Source organism: Chroococcus sp. FPU101 (genome assembly GCF_017312365.1).
Lineage (GTDB): Bacteria > Cyanobacteriota > Cyanobacteriia > Cyanobacteriales > Microcystaceae > Chroococcus.
On record NZ_BLJI01000016.1, the window covers coordinates 52,320 to 69,828 of the forward strand.

The 17,509-nt window shown below is 39.6% G+C and carries 18 protein-coding genes and 2 pseudogenes; 15 read left to right on the forward strand and 5 right to left on the reverse strand.

Annotated features, from left to right (window positions below; all coding sequences use genetic code 11):
- Positions 1-307: 307 nt before the first annotated feature.
- From ftsH3 to CFPU101_RS14800, 10 genes and pseudogenes are all read left to right on the forward strand, one after another.
- The gene (gene ftsH3, locus CFPU101_RS14755) at positions 308-2,164 is read left to right on the forward strand and encodes an ATP-dependent zinc metalloprotease FtsH3 (RefSeq protein WP_206816104.1); all 1,857 of its coding nucleotides are present in this window, start codon (positions 308-310) and stop codon (positions 2,162-2,164) included.
- A 60-nt stretch (positions 2,165-2,224) separates the two neighbouring features.
- Positions 2,225-3,023, forward strand: a pseudogene (locus CFPU101_RS26305) (Rpn family recombination-promoting nuclease/putative transposase).
- A 40-nt stretch (positions 3,024-3,063) separates the two neighbouring features.
- Positions 3,064-4,168 (forward strand): peptide chain release factor 2 gene (gene prfB / locus CFPU101_RS14765; RefSeq protein WP_206816105.1). Its coding sequence is split into 2 segments (ribosomal slippage): positions 3,064-3,135 and positions 3,137-4,168, totalling 1,104 coding nucleotides; the frame shifts between segments, so codons are not numbered across the junction.
- 70 nt (positions 4,169-4,238) lie between these two features.
- Entirely contained in the window at positions 4,239-4,424 is a 186-nt protein-coding gene (locus tag CFPU101_RS14770; RefSeq protein ID WP_206816106.1) for a DUF3285 domain-containing protein, read from the forward strand.
- A gap of 4 nt (positions 4,425-4,428) precedes the next feature.
- On the forward strand, positions 4,429-4,947 hold the full coding sequence (gene ybeY, locus CFPU101_RS14775; protein ID WP_374191956.1) for an rRNA maturation RNase YbeY: 519 nt from the start codon (positions 4,429-4,431) through the stop codon (positions 4,945-4,947).
- A gap of 31 nt (positions 4,948-4,978) precedes the next feature.
- Entirely contained in the window at positions 4,979-5,488 is a 510-nt protein-coding gene (locus CFPU101_RS14780; RefSeq protein WP_206816107.1) for a diacylglycerol kinase family protein, read from the forward strand.
- Between the two features lie 24 nt (positions 5,489-5,512).
- Complete coding sequence (locus tag CFPU101_RS14785) at positions 5,513-6,103, forward strand: aminodeoxychorismate/anthranilate synthase component II (RefSeq protein ID WP_206816108.1); 591 nt, start codon at positions 5,513-5,515, stop codon at positions 6,101-6,103.
- Between the two features lie 51 nt (positions 6,104-6,154).
- Positions 6,155-6,964 carry an MBL fold metallo-hydrolase gene (locus CFPU101_RS14790; RefSeq protein WP_206816109.1) on the forward strand — a complete coding sequence of 270 codons (810 nt, stop codon included), beginning with the start codon at positions 6,155-6,157 and terminating at the stop codon, positions 6,962-6,964.
- A gap of 50 nt (positions 6,965-7,014) precedes the next feature.
- A complete protein-coding gene (locus tag CFPU101_RS14795) occupies positions 7,015-8,214 on the forward strand; it encodes a 4-hydroxy-3-methylbut-2-enyl diphosphate reductase (RefSeq protein ID WP_206816110.1) in 1,200 nt (399 codons plus the stop codon).
- A gap of 16 nt (positions 8,215-8,230) precedes the next feature.
- Complete coding sequence (locus tag CFPU101_RS14800) at positions 8,231-9,820, forward strand: metallophosphoesterase (RefSeq protein WP_206816111.1); 1,590 nt, start codon at positions 8,231-8,233, stop codon at positions 9,818-9,820.
- Here the strand turns inward: CFPU101_RS14800 and CFPU101_RS14805 are convergent.
- Positions 9,785-10,339: a Dps family protein gene (locus tag CFPU101_RS14805; protein WP_206816112.1), complete on the reverse strand. Its 555-nt coding sequence runs from the start codon at positions 10,337-10,339 to the stop codon at positions 9,785-9,787. The genes CFPU101_RS14800 and CFPU101_RS14805 overlap by 36 nt on opposite strands.
- A 159-nt stretch (positions 10,340-10,498) precedes the next feature.
- On the opposite strand from CFPU101_RS14805, the gene CFPU101_RS14810 reads away from it, so the two are divergent.
- On the forward strand, positions 10,499-11,164 hold the full coding sequence (locus CFPU101_RS14810; RefSeq protein WP_206816113.1) for a MarC family protein: 666 nt from the start codon (positions 10,499-10,501) through the stop codon (positions 11,162-11,164).
- Positions 11,165-11,166: 2 nt separating this feature from the next.
- Here CFPU101_RS14810 and msrP read toward each other — a convergent pair whose 3' ends face one another.
- Positions 11,167-12,150 (reverse strand): protein-methionine-sulfoxide reductase catalytic subunit MsrP, encoded by a 984-nt coding sequence (gene msrP / locus CFPU101_RS14815; RefSeq protein ID WP_206816114.1) that lies wholly within the window; start codon positions 12,148-12,150, stop codon positions 11,167-11,169.
- A 158-nt stretch (positions 12,151-12,308) separates the two neighbouring features.
- Here msrP and CFPU101_RS14820 point away from each other — a divergent pair.
- Positions 12,309-13,687 (forward strand): annotated as a pseudogene (locus tag CFPU101_RS14820) (BCD family MFS transporter).
- 74 nt (positions 13,688-13,761) lie between these two features.
- Entirely contained in the window at positions 13,762-14,031 is a 270-nt protein-coding gene (locus tag CFPU101_RS14825) for a YggT family protein (protein WP_206816115.1), read from the forward strand.
- 7 nt (positions 14,032-14,038) lie between these two features.
- Here the strand turns inward: CFPU101_RS14825 and CFPU101_RS14830 are convergent, their stop codons facing one another.
- Positions 14,039-14,449, reverse strand: a complete 411-nt coding sequence (locus tag CFPU101_RS14830) for a hypothetical protein (RefSeq protein ID WP_374191958.1) — start codon at positions 14,447-14,449, stop codon at positions 14,039-14,041.
- A gap of 119 nt (positions 14,450-14,568) precedes the next feature.
- On the opposite strand from CFPU101_RS14830, the gene CFPU101_RS14835 reads away from it, so the two are divergent.
- Together CFPU101_RS14835 and CFPU101_RS14840 are read left to right on the forward strand one after the other, a co-directional pair.
- Positions 14,569-15,180, forward strand: a complete 612-nt coding sequence (locus CFPU101_RS14835) for a hypothetical protein (protein ID WP_206816117.1) — start codon at positions 14,569-14,571, stop codon at positions 15,178-15,180.
- A 14-nt stretch (positions 15,181-15,194) separates the two neighbouring features.
- Positions 15,195-15,821, forward strand: coding sequence for a hypothetical protein (locus tag CFPU101_RS14840; protein ID WP_206816118.1), 627 nt, complete (start codon positions 15,195-15,197; stop codon positions 15,819-15,821).
- A 14-nt stretch (positions 15,822-15,835) separates the two neighbouring features.
- Here CFPU101_RS14840 and CFPU101_RS14845 read toward each other — a convergent pair whose 3' ends face one another.
- Together CFPU101_RS14845 and CFPU101_RS14850 are read right to left on the reverse strand one after the other, a co-directional pair.
- Complete coding sequence (locus tag CFPU101_RS14845) at positions 15,836-16,315, reverse strand: DUF29 domain-containing protein (RefSeq protein WP_206816119.1); 480 nt, start codon at positions 16,313-16,315, stop codon at positions 15,836-15,838.
- A gap of 21 nt (positions 16,316-16,336) precedes the next feature.
- Positions 16,337-17,254 carry a PhzF family phenazine biosynthesis protein gene (locus CFPU101_RS14850; protein ID WP_206816120.1) on the reverse strand — a complete coding sequence of 306 codons (918 nt, stop codon included), beginning with the start codon at positions 17,252-17,254 and terminating at the stop codon, positions 16,337-16,339.
- Between the last annotated feature and the right edge of the window lie 255 nt (positions 17,255-17,509).

Below are 17,509 nucleotides of genomic sequence, written 5' to 3' on the forward strand. Positions count from 1 at the left end.
AATGCTTTTAGTTCTTACTTCTACTTAATAGGATTAAGTAGGGAAAATATCATATATCATAAGTGTCTCAAAGTAAATCATTATAATTATTCATTTATTCATTACACTCCCAACCGTAATCGACTTCTGTGAGAACGCTAAACTAAGAAAAAATCGAAAAATACTGTTAAAACTTCCTGAGAAACGTTAACATAAATTAACAAGAGTCATCATCGAATCAATTCAAAGAGGTCACCTTGGGTCAACTGTTAGCCACCCCATCGCTCACTCTAGAACTATATCCCCGCCTAACCAGGAGGCTTATCGCGTGAACAAAAATAATAATAATAAGAAATGGCGTAACGCTGGATTATATGCGCTTTTGCTGATTGTCGTTTTAGCATTAGGATCAGCATTCCTAGACCGACAACCAGAACCTCATACCACATGGAAATATAGCAAATTCTTAGAAGAAGTCAGAAATCGTACAGTAGAAAGTGTTAGATTAAGTGCCGATCGCACTCGTGCCAAAGTTCCAACACAAGACGGAACACAGGTTTACGTTAACCTACCCAACGATCCCCAACTGATCAACATCCTGACCGAAAATGGCGTAGATATCTCCGTCGAACCTCAAAAAGATGATGGAATGTGGGTACGCGCCTTAAGTAGCCTATTCTTCCCCATCTTATTACTCGCGGGTCTTTTCTTCCTCCTCAGACGAGCGCAAAGTGGCCCAGGTTCTCAAGCAATGAACTTCGGCAAGTCTAAAGCAAGAGTTCAAATGGAACCCCAAACACAAGTTACCTTCGGGGATGTCGCAGGGATCGACCAAGCAAAACTAGAACTTGCTGAAGTAGTAGACTTCCTGAAAAATGCCGATCGCTTTACCGCCATTGGTGCAAAAATTCCTAAAGGTGTTCTATTAGTCGGGCCTCCAGGAACAGGTAAAACCCTTTTAGCGCGGGCCGTTGCGGGTGAAGCGGGTGTCCCCTTCTTCAGTATCTCTGGTTCTGAATTTGTCGAAATGTTCGTCGGGGTGGGTGCATCTCGCGTTCGTGACCTCTTTGAACAAGCAAAAGCTAACGCACCTTGTATCGTCTTCATCGATGAAATTGATGCAGTCGGTCGTCAACGGGGTGCAGGTTTAGGGGGTGGTAACGATGAAAGAGAACAAACCTTAAACCAACTCCTCACCGAAATGGATGGTTTTGAAGGCAATACAGGTATCATCATCATCGCTGCAACTAACCGTCCCGACGTACTAGATGCAGCATTACTTCGCCCTGGTCGTTTTGATCGTCAAGTCGTCGTTGATCGCCCAGACTATGCAGGACGTAAAGAAATTCTCTTAGTTCATGCACGTGGGAAAACTCTGGCCCAAGACGTTGACCTTGATAAAATTGCGCGTCGGACTCCTGGTTTTACGGGTGCGGATCTTTCTAACCTACTCAACGAAGCAGCTATCTTAGCGGCCCGTCGTAACCTGACTGAAATTTCGATGGATGAGATCAATGATGCAATTGATCGAGTTCTCGCTGGCCCTGAGAAGAAAAACCGCGTGATGAGCGAAAAACGTAAAACCTTAGTCGCTTATCATGAAGCAGGACACGCTTTAGTCGGTGCCTTAATGCCAGACTATGACCCCGTACAAAAAATTAGCATTATTCCTCGCGGTCGTGCAGGTGGTTTAACTTGGTTTACTCCTAGTGAAGATCGCATGGAGTCGGGTTTATACTCTCGTTCCTACCTACAAAACCAAATGGCTGTTGCACTCGGTGGACGACTTGCCGAAGAAATTATCTTTGGTGAAGAAGAAGTGACTACAGGTGCCTCCAATGACTTACAACAAGTCGCACGAGTAGCGCGTCAGATGGTGACCCGTTTTGGGATGAGCGATCGTCTTGGCCCTGTTGCCCTTGGTCGTCAAAATGGTGGTGGTGTCTTCCTTGGTCGTGAAATTGCTTCAGATAGAGACTTTTCTGATGAAACCGCAGCAGCAATTGACGAAGAAGTCCGCAACCTTGTCGAACAAGCTTATCGTCGTGCTAAAGATGTTTTAGTTGGAAACCGTCACGTTTTAGATCAACTTGCTCAAATGCTAGTGGAAAAAGAAACCGTAGACGCAGACGAATTACAAAATATCTTGGCTAACAATGAGGTGAAAATGGCTGCTTTAGCTTAATTTTAATTCACTTAAATTATTAATTTTCGGGTGGGTCTTGTACTCACCCATTTTTTTGTTATGTACGATAATGTCTGTAAATTTATTGCAGAAATGTTTTCCGAAGATTTTGCAACTTGGTTATTAGGTGTACCTATTCCTTTAACTGAATTAAAACCGACTGAACTATCTTTACAACCGATCCGAGCAGATTCATTAATTTTTTTACAGTCCGATAATCTGATTTTACATATTGAATTTCAGACCGAACCAAAAACAGATATTCCTTTTCGGATGGCTGATTATCGCTTACGTGTGTATCGTAAATTTCCTCAAAAAGAAATGTATCAAGTTGTTATCTATCTCAAAAAATCGAATTCAGAATTGATACAACAAAACACATTTGATCTAACCGAGTTAAGGCATCGATTTAATGTCATTCGTCTGTGGGAAGAGTCACCAGAACCATTTTTAAATAAACCTGGCTTATTTCCATTTGCTGTACTCACTCAAACCGAAAACCCAATTAATGTGTTAACGCAAGTAGCCGAAAAAATCAATCAAATATCCCAACCGAACAACACAAAGTGATCTAGCAGCATCGACTGCCATCTTAGCTGGGTTATCATTAAATCAGAGAGACATCAGACAAATTCTCAGGAGCGAAATTATGAGAGAATCAGTAATCTATCAAGAAATCTTAGCCGAGGGTGAACAAATCGGCGAACGAAGAGGCGAACAAATAGGTGAACAACAAGCTACCGAAAAAATTGCTCTTAATTTACTACAAGCAGGTATGAAAATAGAACAAGTTGCACAAATGACCGAGCTAACAATCGAACAAATACAAGCTCTACGATCGAGATTAGAAAATAATTAGATTAGCGTACAATATTACGAGTCAACGAAACATAAAAAATATGGAAACGACAGAACTAAAAAGAGAAATCGAGCAAATCGGATCGCGCCTGGGGAAAACCCAGGACTATCTTTGACTTAAAATCATTAAAAGCCCAAATTCAAGATTTAGAACAAGTCGCCGCACAACCAACATTTTGGGACAGTCCCGAAACAGCCCAAAGTACCCTACAAAAATTAGATGAAGCTAAATCTAAAATTGAACAGTACCACAAGTGGAAAAGCCAATTAGAAGATACTAAAGCAATCGCAGAACTTTTAGAATTAGAAGAAGATCAATCCCTTATTGAAGAAGCAGAAAACACGCTCACTCAAATAAAACATGATTTAGACCGTTGGGAACTGCAACAACTTCTATCTGGACTTTATGATGCAGAGGGAGCGGTTTTAACGATTAATGCGGGTGCAGGGGGTACAGATGCTCAAGACTGGGCCGATATGCTACTCAGGATGTACACTCGTTGGGCAGAAAAACAGGGCTATAAGGTACGTCTAGCCGAAATTTCTGAAGGAGACGAAGCAGGAATTAAATCCGCTACGTTAGAGATAGAAGGTCGCTACGCCTACGGATATCTCAAAAGTGAAAAAGGCACTCATCGCTTGGTTAGAATTTCCCCATTTAATGCCAATGATAAGCGACAAACAAGCTTTGCTGGTGTGGAAATTATGCCCGCGTTAGATAATGATTCAATTAAATTAGATATTCCCGAAAAAGACCTAGAAATAACAACCTCTCGTGCAGGAGGAAAAGGGGGTCAAAACGTCAACAAAGTAGAAACCGCCGTCCGTATTGTTCATTTACCGACGGGGATCGCAGTTAGATGTACCCAAGAGCGATCGCAGTTACAAAATAAAGAAAAAGCTCTTGCTATTCTCAAAGCTAAATTATTAATTGTCGCCCAAGAACAACGAGCGCAAGAAATTGCCGAAATTCGCGGCGATATGGTCGAAGCTGCATGGGGAACCCAAATTCGTAATTATGTCTTTCATCCCTATCAAATGGTCAAAGACTTACGCACCAACGTCGAAACTAGCGATGTGACAGGTGTCATGAATGGGGAGATTGATCCGTTTATTGAGGCCTATCTCCGTCAAATTCCTGAATAATCAGCAAAACGCTATTTAGGTTAACAAACTGTTACATTAGAATCAGTTCTATTTTTCAAAATACATCATTATGAGTGATACACCTATTGAGGCACCTACCACACAGCCAAATTCATCTTCTGAACCGCAAGCTAGTTATGTTAAACTCGCAATGCGTAACATGGTACGCAAAAGAGGTACATCTTTAAAACATTTCTTCCTAACCACAGCAGGTTTATTAGCATTGCTAGTTGGTTTATCCTATCTCACTCGTTAAATTTATGACTGCTTTGAGTTCCACCCTAGCTATTGAAATCAATGTACAGGATGATTATTATCTTGAGTCATCCAGTCCTATTCCTGCCCAAACTTGGCAAAATTGGGTACAAGATTGGTTTAATATTCTGTCTCCTACGATACAGGAAGCGAATAGCTATGAAGTTAGTTTGTTATTAACCGATGATCGGGGGATACAAGAACTCAATGCACAATATCGTCAAAAAGATCAACCCACTGATGTCTTAGCTTTTGCCTCTCTTGAGACAGATTTTTCATTACCATCAGAGATTTTTTTAATAGAACCTTTATACTTAGGAGATATTATTATCTCAGTAGAAACAGCTAATCGACAAGCTCAAGAACATGAGTATACTCTTATACAAGAACTTGCTTGGTTAGCAGCACATGGATTTTTACATCTACTGGGGTGGGATCATCCTGATGAAGAACATTTAATCGCAATGCTTTCTCAACAGGAAACTTTGTTAACTAAGGTTGGTCTCTTGTTTGAGAATCAGTAATTGCTTTATGTTTAATATTTTATGAACTTGTATGAAATCTAATCTTAAAATGACCCAACCCTCAAAAGCTCAAGCATCTGCCGTTTCTTTTGTGCCATCTCAAGAATCTTTTAAATCTAGTTCTTATCATGATGCTAATCATCTGAGACGCGAATATGCTTTGCAAGTTGCAACTAATTTAGTTGTTAGTTTCCAATATGCTTGGGCGGGTGTACGGTATGCTTTCATAACTCAAAGAAATTTTAGAATACATACCTTTATCGGTTTTTGCGCCGTTAGTTTAGCCATTGGCTTAAAAATTTCTGCCGTTGGGATTAGTATTATTACATTAACTTCGGCGTTAGTTATGGTTTTAGAATTACTTAATACTGCTTTAGAATCCATTGTTGATTTAACCGTTGGTCAGACCTATCATGACTTAGCAAAAATTGCAAAAGATTGTGCTGCAGGTGCTGTTTTGATTTCGGCATTAGCAGCCGTACTAGTTGCTAGTTTTATCATACTTCCTCCCTTACTAACTCTGCTATTTTCTCCATTTTAATTAATCATATAAAGGAGATGTTACTTGATTCTGGTTATTGATAATTACGACAGTTTTACTTATAATTTAGTCCAGTATTTAGGAGAACTAGGAACAGAATTTACTGTTGCTCATTCGATTGAAGTTTACCGAAATGATCAAATCGAGCTAGAAACGATTAAACAGCTTAAACCCGATGGTATTGTCATTTCACCAGGGCCAGGCCGTCCAGAAGATGCGGGTATATCGTTACAATTAATCGAGCAACTAGGCAAAACATTTCCCATTTTAGGCGTGTGTTTAGGGCATCAAAGTATTGGTCAAGTCTTTGGGGGTAAAATTATTTCGGCTCCCGTTTTAATGCACGGCAAAACATCAGAAGTTTATCATAATAATCTAGGCATTTTTCAAGGTATTGATAATCCTTTAACCGCGACTCGTTATCATAGTCTAGTCATCGAAAAAGAAACCATACCCGATGTATTAGAAATTACCGCTTGGGTCGAAGATGGTACAATTATGGGCGTTCGTCATCGTCAGTATCCTCATATTCAAGGTGTCCAGTTCCATCCCGAAAGTATTCTCACTCAATCAGGCAAGGAACTTTTACGCAACTTTCTTAAATCTATTAGTTAACGCGCCTCCCTAATTACATTAGGATCATTGTATCTTCTTTTATCTAGACCTATGCAACGCCGAAAACTGCTTCAATACGCTGGAATTAGTTGTCTCTCAATGGCTGGCACCTTGGGAGCATCTTCTATCATTCAAGCACAAACCAAACCCGCTAAAACAGACAGTGGATTAACCGTACAATGGTTGGGTCATACTTGCTTTCTCTTTACAGGGAGTGGTTATAGAATTTTAGTTAATCCATTTCGGACGATTGGTTGTACAGCAGGCTATCGCTTACCCAAAGTAGAAGCAGATTTTGTTCTCATTAGTAGTCAACTGTGGGATGAAGGGGCGGCGGAAAATTTACCTGGTAATCCTAAAATCTTATTTGAACCAGGTGTATACGAAATTAAAGACTTTAAAATCCAAGGTATCGCCAGTCCTCACGATCGTCAAGGGGGTAGACGTTTCGGAACAAATGTCGCTTGGCGTTGGACACAAGGCGGTATTAAAATTGTACATCTCGGTGGGGCAGCTTCCCCGATCGCACTCGAACAAAAAATCTTGCTTGGCACTCCAGATTTAGCCCTTGTTCCCGTTGGTGGTGGGCCAAAAGCCTATAATCCTGAAGAAGCACAACAGGCTATATCCGTTCTACAGCCAAAAATTGTCATTCCAACTCAATTTATGACGGTAGCAGCCGATAAAAATTCCTGTGATTTGGTTTCGGTTGACGCATTCCTTAAACTGGAACAGGTTTCTGGAATGAACGTTCAAAAAATACCCAGTGATACTTTAAGAATTAGACCCTCTGACCTACCGAAAACAGGAACCGTCATCAGAGTTCTCAATTCAACCAATGCTCTAGCTCAAAAAAAGTGAACCCATTATCTCTAAAATGAGTTAGAGAGGAAAATTACTATATATAAAATATGGATACCAAAGCTTTTAAACGTTCTCTACAGCAGTCGGACAACTATCATCGTAAAGGGTTTGGTCATGAAGCTGAAGTGATGGAGGTTTTGAATACAGAATATCAAAGCAATCTGATTCAAGAAATACGCAATAATCACTATCGTTTAGAAAGAGGTAATGTCACCATCCGTTTAGCAGAAGCATTTGGCTTTTGTTGGGGTGTAGAAAGGGCGGTTGCAATGGCATATGAAACCCGTCAACATTTCCCTGATGAACGAATTTGGATTACTAATGAAATTATTCATAATCCCTCGGTGAATCAACGTTTACGAGAAATGGAAGTTGGATTTATTGAAGTCAATCAAGGGGAAAAAGACTTTACAAAAATTAATCAAGGCGATGTGGTGATTCTTCCTGCATTTGGGGCAAGTGTCGCCGAAATGCAGTTATTAAATAATAAAGGTTGTACGATCGTTGATACGACCTGTCCCTGGGTGGCTAAGGTTTGGAATTCCGTCGAAAAACACAAAAAACGCGAATATACGTCAATTATTCACGGGAAATATAATCACGAAGAAACGATCGCTACAAGTTCATTTGCAGGAACCTATTTAGTTATTCTAAATCTTGCCCAAGCTGAATATGTCAGTAACTATATTCTCAATGGTGGCGATAAAAACGAATTTCTTTTCTTATTCAAAAATGCTTATTCAGAAGGCTTTGATCCCGATCAAGATTTAGTACAAGTCGGTATCGCAAATCAAACAACCATGCTAAAAAGTGAAACCGAACAAATAGGCAAATTATTTGAACATACTATGCTGAAAAAGTATGGCCCTGCTAATTTGAATGACCATTTCATGAGTTTTAATACGATTTGTGATGCCACCCAAGAACGTCAAGACGCGATGTTTGATTTAGTAAAAGAAGATCTTTCGTTAATGGTGGTCATTGGTGGCTATAATTCATCGAATACGACTCATTTACAAGAAATTGCCATTGATTATAAGATTCCGTCCTATCATATCGATAGTGCTGCTCGGATTTTATCAGGGAATCGCATAGAACATAAACCTCTTGGGAAAGAATTAGAAATTACTGAAAATTGGTTACCCGCAGGTAAGATTAAAGTTGGTGTAACTTCAGGTGCATCAACACCCGATAAAGTAGTCGAAGAAGTCATCGAAAAGATTTTTCAGGCTAAATTGGAATATTAAGATATGAAAAAACATCATGACTTCGCTGTTGAGTGATCCTTTCTTACAACTACCAACAGAAAATTCTGTACAGGTAGTTTGGTTTACTGAGTTTGCAGGAACACAGCATTATGTCGTCTATGGCGAAAACTTAGAACACTTAGCAACAGCGACAACCACTAAACTGAGTCGGGTTAGAGAGGATAGCCAAGCTAAAATAATACAAAATTACTATACAGTCACTGAGCGTAACATTTGGCGACATGAAGCAGAAGCAAGTAACTTAAAATCAGGTGAACGTCTTCCCTATCAGGTGGTTAGTCTTAATCATGCTGAAATGATTAAAAGTAAGATTTTTACTCTTTCTGCTTTACCGAAACCGCAAACCCCTCTCAAAATTTTACTGACTTCTGATCATCAATTAATGCCCATGACAGCAGCTAATTTACAGAAAGTCTGCGAAACTATTGGTAGAGTTGATGCTGTGTTTTTTGCTGGGGATTTAATTAATATAAGTGATCGCGCCTCAGAATGGTTTGATGATCATAGAGGGGGTGCGTTTTTTCCCTGTTTACAAGGTCATGCTCATTATGAGTTACAGTCTAGGATTTATCAAGGTGGTGAAATCATTCAACACGCGCCATTATATCCCGCAATTGGTAATCATGAAGTAATGGGGCGTTTTTCCACGATAAAAGGCTTAAATGAGCAGTTTTATGATGCTGTGCCGCGTTTTGGTCAGAAAAATCAGGATAATTCTTTTAATACCGATACTTATGAGGAAATTTTTAGTTTACCCCGTAATCAAAGATATTATGCCATCACATTTGGCGATATTCGGTTAGTGGTTTTGTATGTGACAAATGTTTGGCGTTCACCTAGTTTAGACTACAACATTAAAGGACGTTATCAAGAAGCGGAAACAGATTTAGATCATCCTGATGCTTGGGGTTATGGGCAACATATTTTTGAGTCAATATCCAAAGGAAGTGTTCAATATCAATGGTTAGAGAAAGAATTAAACAGTACAGAATTCAAGTGCGCTAAATATAAAATTGTCATGTTTCACCATCCACCCCACACATTAGGGGCGAATATTGTTCCACCCTATACCGATCCAATTCAAAATATAGAAAGGGATCACAATGGCAATATTGTGGCGATTCGTTATGAATATCCAAGAGAAAAAGATTATATTATTCAAGATTTAGTACCATTACTCGAAAAATCGGGCGTTCATTTGGTTTTTTATGGACATTCTCATCTTTGGAACCGTTTTAGAAGTCGGAATGGTACTCACTATTTAGAATCATCAAATGTGGGTAATAGTTATGGTGCGTATCTAGGAGAAGTAAAAAGATTTATTCCTCCTTATTCTTCCTATGCAGCAACAGGAGATCCCAATGGACTAGAGCCGATTATGCCTAATATAGCTCCAATACTCGACGAAAACCATCAACCGCTTCCCTATCTAGCAAGTAATGAGATTACCGCTTTTAGCATCCTAGATACAGAAAAAGGGACAGTGAGTAGCTATTGTTTTGATACTCGCTATCCCGATTCAAATGTAAATCAGTTTGACAAATTTTCGTTAGTTACTACCATTCCCGACAAAAGCAAGTGTTAGGCTATCATGGGCTAAGAAGTGACCTAAATGATAGGCTCTTTCTTCGGTTTCGAGTAGTATTTTTTCATACATATAACGAGTTGCACGATCGCCTAAACTTTCCGCTTGGGCAGCTAAACGGCGTAATAATTGAATAATCTCTTGTTCTGCGGCGAGATCATGTTCTACCATCGTCCGACAGTCAAAAGCTCCATCTTCTTCAGGGGTAAAGCAGCATAATTCAGCTAATTTTGCAAAACTAGCCGCAGGAATGCCACCTAAACCATTGAGACGTTCCCCCGCGTCGTGTGCGTAACCTTGTGCTGCTTCGTATCCGTCTTCAAAGAATTGGTGTAAAGAATAAAACTCCGAACCCTCAACGACAAGATGATGCTTTTGGTACTGGAGGTATAGCCCCTGAAAACTGGCTAGGACTGTATTTAAACCCTCACAGACGGGTACTGTTACACTTTTATCCAATAAAACTGGATTGTCCGCCACCTCACCAAAGGCGCGGATTAAACCTTGTGCTGTAGCCATGTTAGTGTTCTCCTCGAAAGGAATGGGCAATATATTCTCACTATCTAACTTTAATGCGAGTGCCTTAAGAAAGTCACTACAAATTTTAAGATTTCCTGACAATTTGCGTTAGATCTAAAGTTAGGATGCAAGAGAAATTAAAGAATCTTCGTACAACGAATGGAAAATTTACAGATCGAAAATATATCCAGTTACGTCAATATTTTTATCGGTTTACTAGCGATCGTTGATCCCATTGGCGCGATGCCGATTTTCTTAAGTGTGACACAGCCAAATACCATTGAAGAAAAAAAAGCGATCGCTCGTCTAACCGCGCTGTCATTCTTCGTCATTTTATTGGTTGGGATGGTACTGGGTGAATCGATCCTAGCAGTTTTTGGCATTAGTATCGCTGCGTTTCGAGTCGCAGGTGGCTTTGTTTTATTCACAATGGGGATCTCGATGTTAAATTCGGATCACTCAGAAGTGAGAACAACCTCAGATGATGAGGAAATTGTTGTCAAAAATCCTTCATCAGTTGCTGTCGTTCCTTTAGCCATTCCCTTACTCGCAGGGCCAGGATCACTCAGTGCCGTTATCGTCTATGCTCATCAAACAGGGAAAGTTTTATACAATGATATTGCGTTAGGGATTTCGATTACTTTTATTGCATTGTTAATTCTAATTACCTTTAGTTTAGCCCCAGAAATCGATAAACGAATCGGCAAAACAGGGATGAATATCATTGCTAAAATTATGGGATTGATTACCATGTCGATGGCGGTTGAATTTATTGCAGGTGGTATGAGGGATTTATTTCCTGGTTTACAGGGTTTACAGATGTAGGATTAGGTATATAAACTAGCCACATATTTTCCGTAACCATTGTAGGGGAGGGTTTCTTTAATTTCCCAAGATAAACCCGGCCCTTTACCAATAAATTTTTCAGTTGCTTGTGACCATCGCGGATGAGGTTTTGTGGGATTTACATTCGCTTGGAAATCATATTCATTTGGTACAATTGTATGCCAATAGGTTGCGGGCTGTTGCTCGACAAACTCAATTTTAACGATCGATTTTGCGCCTTTAAAACCATATTTCCAAGGGATGACAGCGCGAATAGGTGCGCCATGTTGTTTCGGGAGATCATGACCATAAATACCCAGGGCTAAAAATGCTAAATCATTGGCCATTTCATCAATTGTTAAACTTTCTTGATAGGGCCAAGGTAAAGCCCCTAGATGAAAAGTTGGCCCTGGGATGGTTTTAGAGTCATAATAAGAACTAAAGCGGATAAACTTGGCTTGTGATGTGGGTTCAACAGCTTTGATCAATTCTTTCATCGGAAAACCCACCCAAGGCAACACCATTGACCAAGCTTCTACACAACGAAAACGATAAATTCTTTCTTCTAAAGGAAAACTTTTTTTAAGGTCATCAAGATCATAGGTTTTTGGCTTATTGACTAATCCTGTTACTTCTACTTTCCAGTTTTCGGTCGGTAAACTTTGCGCTTTTAACCAAATATTTTTGGTACTGCCGAATTCATAGAAATTGTTATATCGTCCTGCTAAATCTTGTTCAGTAATGGGGCGATCAACTACAGCAAAATCAGGATTTGTTGTTATGAATTGAATTTTAGGTTGTTTTAAACTGTCTTCTAATGCAGTTTGGGAAGATGAGGCTCGACAACCCGTGAGTGCAAAAAAACTAGCCCCAATACTCGCACCCACCAAACCTTTTAAAAAAGAACGACGATTAAAATAGACTGTCTCAGAAGTCACTTCATTTTCCGATAGTTCCCAAATTTTAGGAGTACGAATCAAAACCATAAAACCAGCCTGTACCCGATGCCGATAAAATAAGCAAATATATCTAGTTTACAGTCTTAGCCCTTTGTTCTGGACTTAATCCTTACAACGCAATGGAAAAGTTATCTAATCAACCTATACAACCTAATAAACCCCTACCTCGGTTAAATATCCTGACCATGTTTCGTTTAGGACTGTTTCAGATGGGTTTAGGGATTATGTCTTTATTAACCTTAGGGGTTCTCAATCGGATTATGATTGATGAATTAAATGTATTACCCCTATTAGCGGCAGGTGCGATCGCAATGCACCAATTTGTCAGTCCCGCCCGTGTTTTGTTCGGTCAGATGTCGGATGCTAAACCCCTTTTAGGCTATCATCGAACGGGTTATGTGTGGTTAGGGGCGGCTTTCTTCACCAGTTTATCGTTTATTGCGCTCCAAATCGTCTGGCAACTGGGCAGCAGTCTACAAGCGAGTGGCTGGAGTGTCATGACTTATACTTGGATCTGTATTTTAGCTCTTGCTTTTGCGCTTTATGGTTTGGCTTTGAGTGCCAGTTCCACCCCCTTCGCTGCGTTACTCGTTGATATTTCCGATGAAGATAACCGTCCTCAGTTAGTGGGTGTCGTTTGGTCGATGCTGATGGTGGGAATTGTCGTCGGGGCGATCATTAGTTCTAAACTTTTAGGCTCAGGTACGGAAAATCTAGCGAGTGGAGATACAGGCGTTGATCTTGCTCAATTACAAACCAGTATTAATCCAGTATTTATTTTAATGCCTGCGATCGTTTTTGGATTATGTTTCTTAGCGACTTTGGGAATAGAGAAAAAATATTCTCGCTTTGCGATGCGTTCTAGGATGGTTGAACGAGAAGATCAGATTACTTTAGGTCGTGCGTTGAGTGTTTTAACCGCAAGTCGTCAAACTGGCTTATTTTTTAGCTTTTTATTGGTTCTCACCATTAGTTTTTCATGCAGGATGCCGTGATGGAACCCTATGGCGGTCAAGTATTCGGCATGAGTATCGCCCAGACCACGCAGTTAAATGCGTTTTTTGGCATGGGAACGCTGTTAGGGATTGCTTCAACGGGTTTTTTAGTCTTACCACGTCTTGGAAAGCCAAGAACCACTAAATTAGGCTGTATTTTAGCGGCGTTCTGCGCTCTTTTCATCATTGCGGCGGGTTTTGCGGCAAGTACCAGTTTATTGAAATCGGGTTTATTGTTTTTTGGTTTGGCTTCGGGCATGATTACAGCAGGTGCCACCAGCTTAATGTTAGATCTGACGATCGCAGAAACAGCAGGAACATTTATCGGTGCGTGGGGACTATCACAAGCTCTTGCCAGGGGATTATCGACGATTTGCGGCGGTTTAGTCTTAAATTTTGGTCAGATCCTATTTAAAGAGCCAGTGTTGGCTTATAGTACCGTTTTTGTCGCACAGGCGATCGGTTTAATCATTGCCGTGGCTTTGTTAGGACGGGTGGATGTCAAAGAGTTCAAAGAAAATGCACAAGCGGCGATTTCTGCAGTAATGCAAGGCGATCTCGATGGATAACTTTTATAAACGCTGATGGCAAGCTAAGATATTAGGTAAAACGAATGTCTTTTAGTAGAGGATAGGCTCGACTCATGGATGTCCCCATTTCTGACTTAATTGTACAAACCCTCATTAATTTTCTTAATATATATTTAATTCTGTTAACGGTTCGGATTTTGCTGAGTTGGTTTCAGACAGCAGATTGGGCGGCTCAAGTTATTTCTTTCTTAAGTCCAATTACCGATCCCTATCTGAATATTTTTCGCTCAATTATTCCCCCGCTAGGTGGTTTAGACCTTTCTCCGATTCTTGCTTTCTTAGTCTTACAGCTTCTTCAAGGTCTTTTAGCACCTCTAGCCTAATCGTATTTTAAATCGATGGATTTACATTACCTGCAAAGCCAGAAGCTTTAAACTTTTCTAACTTCAAAGGTGTTGGTTGATTAGCGGGAACTGAAATCCTAATCTCAAAATCACTAACACCTGGGGGAAGTTCTGGAATTGCCCCAAGACGCGAACGGTTTTGTAAAATAGGTTCTCCATTTGCATCTAGAATACGTCCAAAAACATCGGCATCGTAAACCATTTTTCCCGAAGGATTTTTAGCTTTTCCAGTGACCATAAAACAGTTAGCAGGTGCGCTTGATCCACCACTGGTAACATTACCTTCGGCTAATTCTTTTGGACAATCTTTGTAGGAAATGTTCGTTAGTTCAATAGGAGTTAAAGCAAAAGCTTCGGGCATAACGAACCAACTGCCTAGCCATAGTACGATCGCCATCCAAGCGGCTACAATACGATTTTTCATGATGAATGATGCCTTTCTTAATAACTGACCCATTTTTTAGCTTAAAAAAGAAGAATGCTCTTTAAAGTGAAGTCATAAATCGATGATATCTTATGTCGCTCAATCTTTTCGAGATCAAAGTTATTTTAGAAGCAGCGATCCTACGTTGTGAACAGGTGGGATATCCTTTAAATGAGCAGCAAAAGGCAATTTTATTAGAAACGGTTCTAGAAAGTCTCAATCCCACCACACAAAATCCTTTAGATGAATTGAGTTTAGAGCAACGTCAAACTCTTTTAGAATTTATCTTTGAACAAGAACAAAAAAATCTTTCATGGAAAGCCAGTTTATTGAATGATTGGCTCAATAATCAAGATTCAGGTAATGTACAATTTATTCGTGAAACCTATGGACTCGGTTGGCTAAATCGCGTTCAACCCATTCACTGGAAAGAATATCTCGAACAATTACAGATTACTCGACAAAAATTACAAATCGGCGATCGCATTGAAGTATCTAACCGTCTTTGGGAATGGGTACAAGACAATGATTTATTAACACAAGACTGGTATATTTGTCAAGTGGTAGGCTTAACTGATATTGAAGATGGGGAATCAAGTTATACGAATTGTCTAATTCGCTTTGACAATGGTGCAGAATTTGAGATTGAAGGGATTTATCAATGGAATCAAGGAAATTGGCGTTTTTCTAAGCCACAGAACTGATTAAGCGATATTTTATGACTATCTTACGACTCTATAAACGATCTTTCGTTCAGATTAATATTCTATTTTTATTTTTTATAGCAGGTGTCATTTTACTGGCTAATTCACAGCATATCCCACCTGTCATCCTCTTTTGGCCACCCCCAACTCCTTATCCCCGCAGTCAATGGCTATTTACCCATACGTTTCAAATTTTATGCTGTGTTTCACCTTTAGTTTGTGCTTTTACCTTCTTTTTATTAAATAAGATAGTCCCTAATCATCCCAAAAATAGCTTTTTTTTCGCCTCTACCTTGATCATGGGCTTTTTTTGGTTGAACGAAATTTATCGATTTCATATTATTCTTCTCTCCTTCGGATTAGCCAAAATTCTCTCCATTATGGTATTCAGTATGGTTTTTTGTGCTTATTTGTTAATGTTTTGGCGACAGCTTCAGCAGACAAGATATTGGATTTTCGCACTAGGAATGATTTTACTCTTTGTAGCAATTTTGATCGATAGCCTACATTTAAAGAATTATCAATTAGCAAGTGTTTTAGAAGGAATCCCTAAACTCCTAAGCGGGGTTAATCTAGCACTGTATTTCTGGGACACTTGTCAAAAAGAGCTTTTGCAGACTTTTAAATTGGTTAAATCATGATTATCTTAAATTTCCTAATCATTATTTTCTAACCCATAAAAATCTTCATCCAAAATTTGCTCAACCGAAAAAGGACAAGTTTCAGGATATTCATCAGCTTTAGGAATACGCACCCCCAAGATGGCATTCTGACTATTTTTGATGGCTAATTTTCTAGCATTTGGGTAAGCTGATTGAATTGCTGTATCAAGAGAAGATTTAAAAGAGGGTGAATCTTGTAAACTTTTTTCAATATGTAAACGATGTTCATTGATTAATTCATGCCATTTATTTTTCATCATCTCTGGTGCATTTTGTTGTACCCTTAATCTCAGAAGATGTGCTAAAAGAATGACTAAATTACTCTCTAAAGATCTTTGATCGGATTTACCTAAGTCTGCTAATTCCTCAATCAGATGATCGATGTCTAATGCGTTAAAATCACGGTTTTTTAATGATGCGATCGTTTGTTCGATCCAGAGTTGAAAATCTTGCTCGTATAGCGGTTGAGACATTTTTCAATAACTCCTATCTAACTATAATTCAGGGATATTCATCGTACCTTCGCTGACCAATACAGAAGAACCACCCACGCGAACGGCTATAATTTGGTTATCCTGTTGATCTGCTTCTATCTTTAAGATACTCGGTCTACCCATTTCAAAACCTTGTTCAATCACCCATGCTAAAGTTTGATCAGATGAAGTGTCACGCATCGCTAGATATCCGGCTATTGCTGCTGCTGCTGAACCTGTCGCGGGATCTTCTACAATACCCATATTAGGGGCAAACATTCGCGATCGCACATCTGAGCCTTTTAATTCGGGTTCAAAACAAAAAACATAGACAGCACTAGCCCAAGCATTCGATAATAAATTTTGCCATTGTTCTAGATTGAGTTTAACGCGCTCTATTGCGTCTCTGTTTCGTAGCGGAATAAACAGAAACGGAACCCCACAGGAAAATGCTTGAGGATAGTATTCATTATCTAGAAGATCATCCACCTCTAACGATAACATCTCAGCAAGTTTGGCAATAGAGGGAACTTCGGGCCCGACTTGGGGTATTTGAGATGCAGTTAACTCGCTATAAATGGGAACTCCGTCTTGTGATTTGATTTTAACGGGAACTAACCCTACTCCCTCTTCTAAATAAATCATGGTTTCATGACAATCTAGCACCAATTCACCGATCGCCGCTAAGATATAAGCAGTTCCGACGGTGGGATGTCCTGCGAAGGGTAATTCGGTTTGCGGGGTAAAAATACGAATGCGTCGAGTTCCTTGAGGAGTTTCTGGGGGAAAAACAAAAACCGTTTCTGAATAATTAAACTCTGCGGCAATTTTTTGCATTAATTCTGTGGGTATACCCTCAGCTTGGGGGAAGACTGCTAACGGGTTTCCTCCAAAAATTCGATCTGTAAAAACATCTGCTGTGAAAAATTGATATTGCATTTTTAGATGCGAGCAACTAAATTATACTAAAATTGTAATACGTCTTACTTTTCTCTCCTCATATCGTTCTATTTTGTCCCTCTTTGGGTATAGCAAAATCACCCAAAGATACGCTAACTTTAATTTTGTTCGGATTGGGAACAAGATACAGGTAACGAGCAACAGTTAACTGTAAGCAGTGCATTTAGTTTCTGGTAGTTCCATCCTATGAAGATACGCTTTAAAATTCACTGTATTTTCGGTGGTTGAGAACGA

Excerpts from the sequence above, each read along its gene's own strand:
- CFPU101_RS14770 (WP_206816106.1), top strand. The coding sequence starts at position 4,239 with ATGAGTGATACACCTATTGAGGCACCTACCACACAGCCAAATTCATCT.
- ybeY (WP_374191956.1), top strand. The coding sequence starts at position 4,429 with ATGACTGCTTTGAGTTCCACCCTAGCTATTGAAATCAATGTACAGGAT.
- CFPU101_RS14780 (WP_206816107.1), top strand. The coding sequence starts at position 4,979 with ATGAAATCTAATCTTAAAATGACCCAACCCTCAAAAGCTCAAGCATCT.
- CFPU101_RS14790 (WP_206816109.1), top strand. The coding sequence starts at position 6,155 with ATGCAACGCCGAAAACTGCTTCAATACGCTGGAATTAGTTGTCTCTCA.
- CFPU101_RS14795 (WP_206816110.1), top strand. The coding sequence starts at position 7,015 with ATGGATACCAAAGCTTTTAAACGTTCTCTACAGCAGTCGGACAACTAT.
- CFPU101_RS14800 (WP_206816111.1), top strand. The coding sequence starts at position 8,231 with ATGACTTCGCTGTTGAGTGATCCTTTCTTACAACTACCAACAGAAAAT.
- CFPU101_RS14805 (WP_206816112.1), bottom strand. The coding sequence starts at position 10,339 with ATGGCTACAGCACAAGGTTTAATCCGCGCCTTTGGTGAGGTGGCGGAC.
- CFPU101_RS14810 (WP_206816113.1), top strand. The coding sequence starts at position 10,499 with ATGGAAAATTTACAGATCGAAAATATATCCAGTTACGTCAATATTTTT.
- msrP (WP_206816114.1), bottom strand. The coding sequence starts at position 12,150 with ATGGTTTTGATTCGTACTCCTAAAATTTGGGAACTATCGGAAAATGAA.
- CFPU101_RS14825 (WP_206816115.1), top strand. The coding sequence starts at position 13,762 with ATGGATGTCCCCATTTCTGACTTAATTGTACAAACCCTCATTAATTTT.
- CFPU101_RS14830 (WP_374191958.1), bottom strand. The coding sequence starts at position 14,449 with ATGGCGATCGTACTATGGCTAGGCAGTTGGTTCGTTATGCCCGAAGCT.
- CFPU101_RS14835 (WP_206816117.1), top strand. The coding sequence starts at position 14,569 with ATGTCGCTCAATCTTTTCGAGATCAAAGTTATTTTAGAAGCAGCGATC.
- CFPU101_RS14840 (WP_206816118.1), top strand. The coding sequence starts at position 15,195 with ATGACTATCTTACGACTCTATAAACGATCTTTCGTTCAGATTAATATT.
- CFPU101_RS14845 (WP_206816119.1), bottom strand. The coding sequence starts at position 16,315 with ATGTCTCAACCGCTATACGAGCAAGATTTTCAACTCTGGATCGAACAA.
- CFPU101_RS14850 (WP_206816120.1), bottom strand. The coding sequence starts at position 17,254 with ATGCAATATCAATTTTTCACAGCAGATGTTTTTACAGATCGAATTTTT.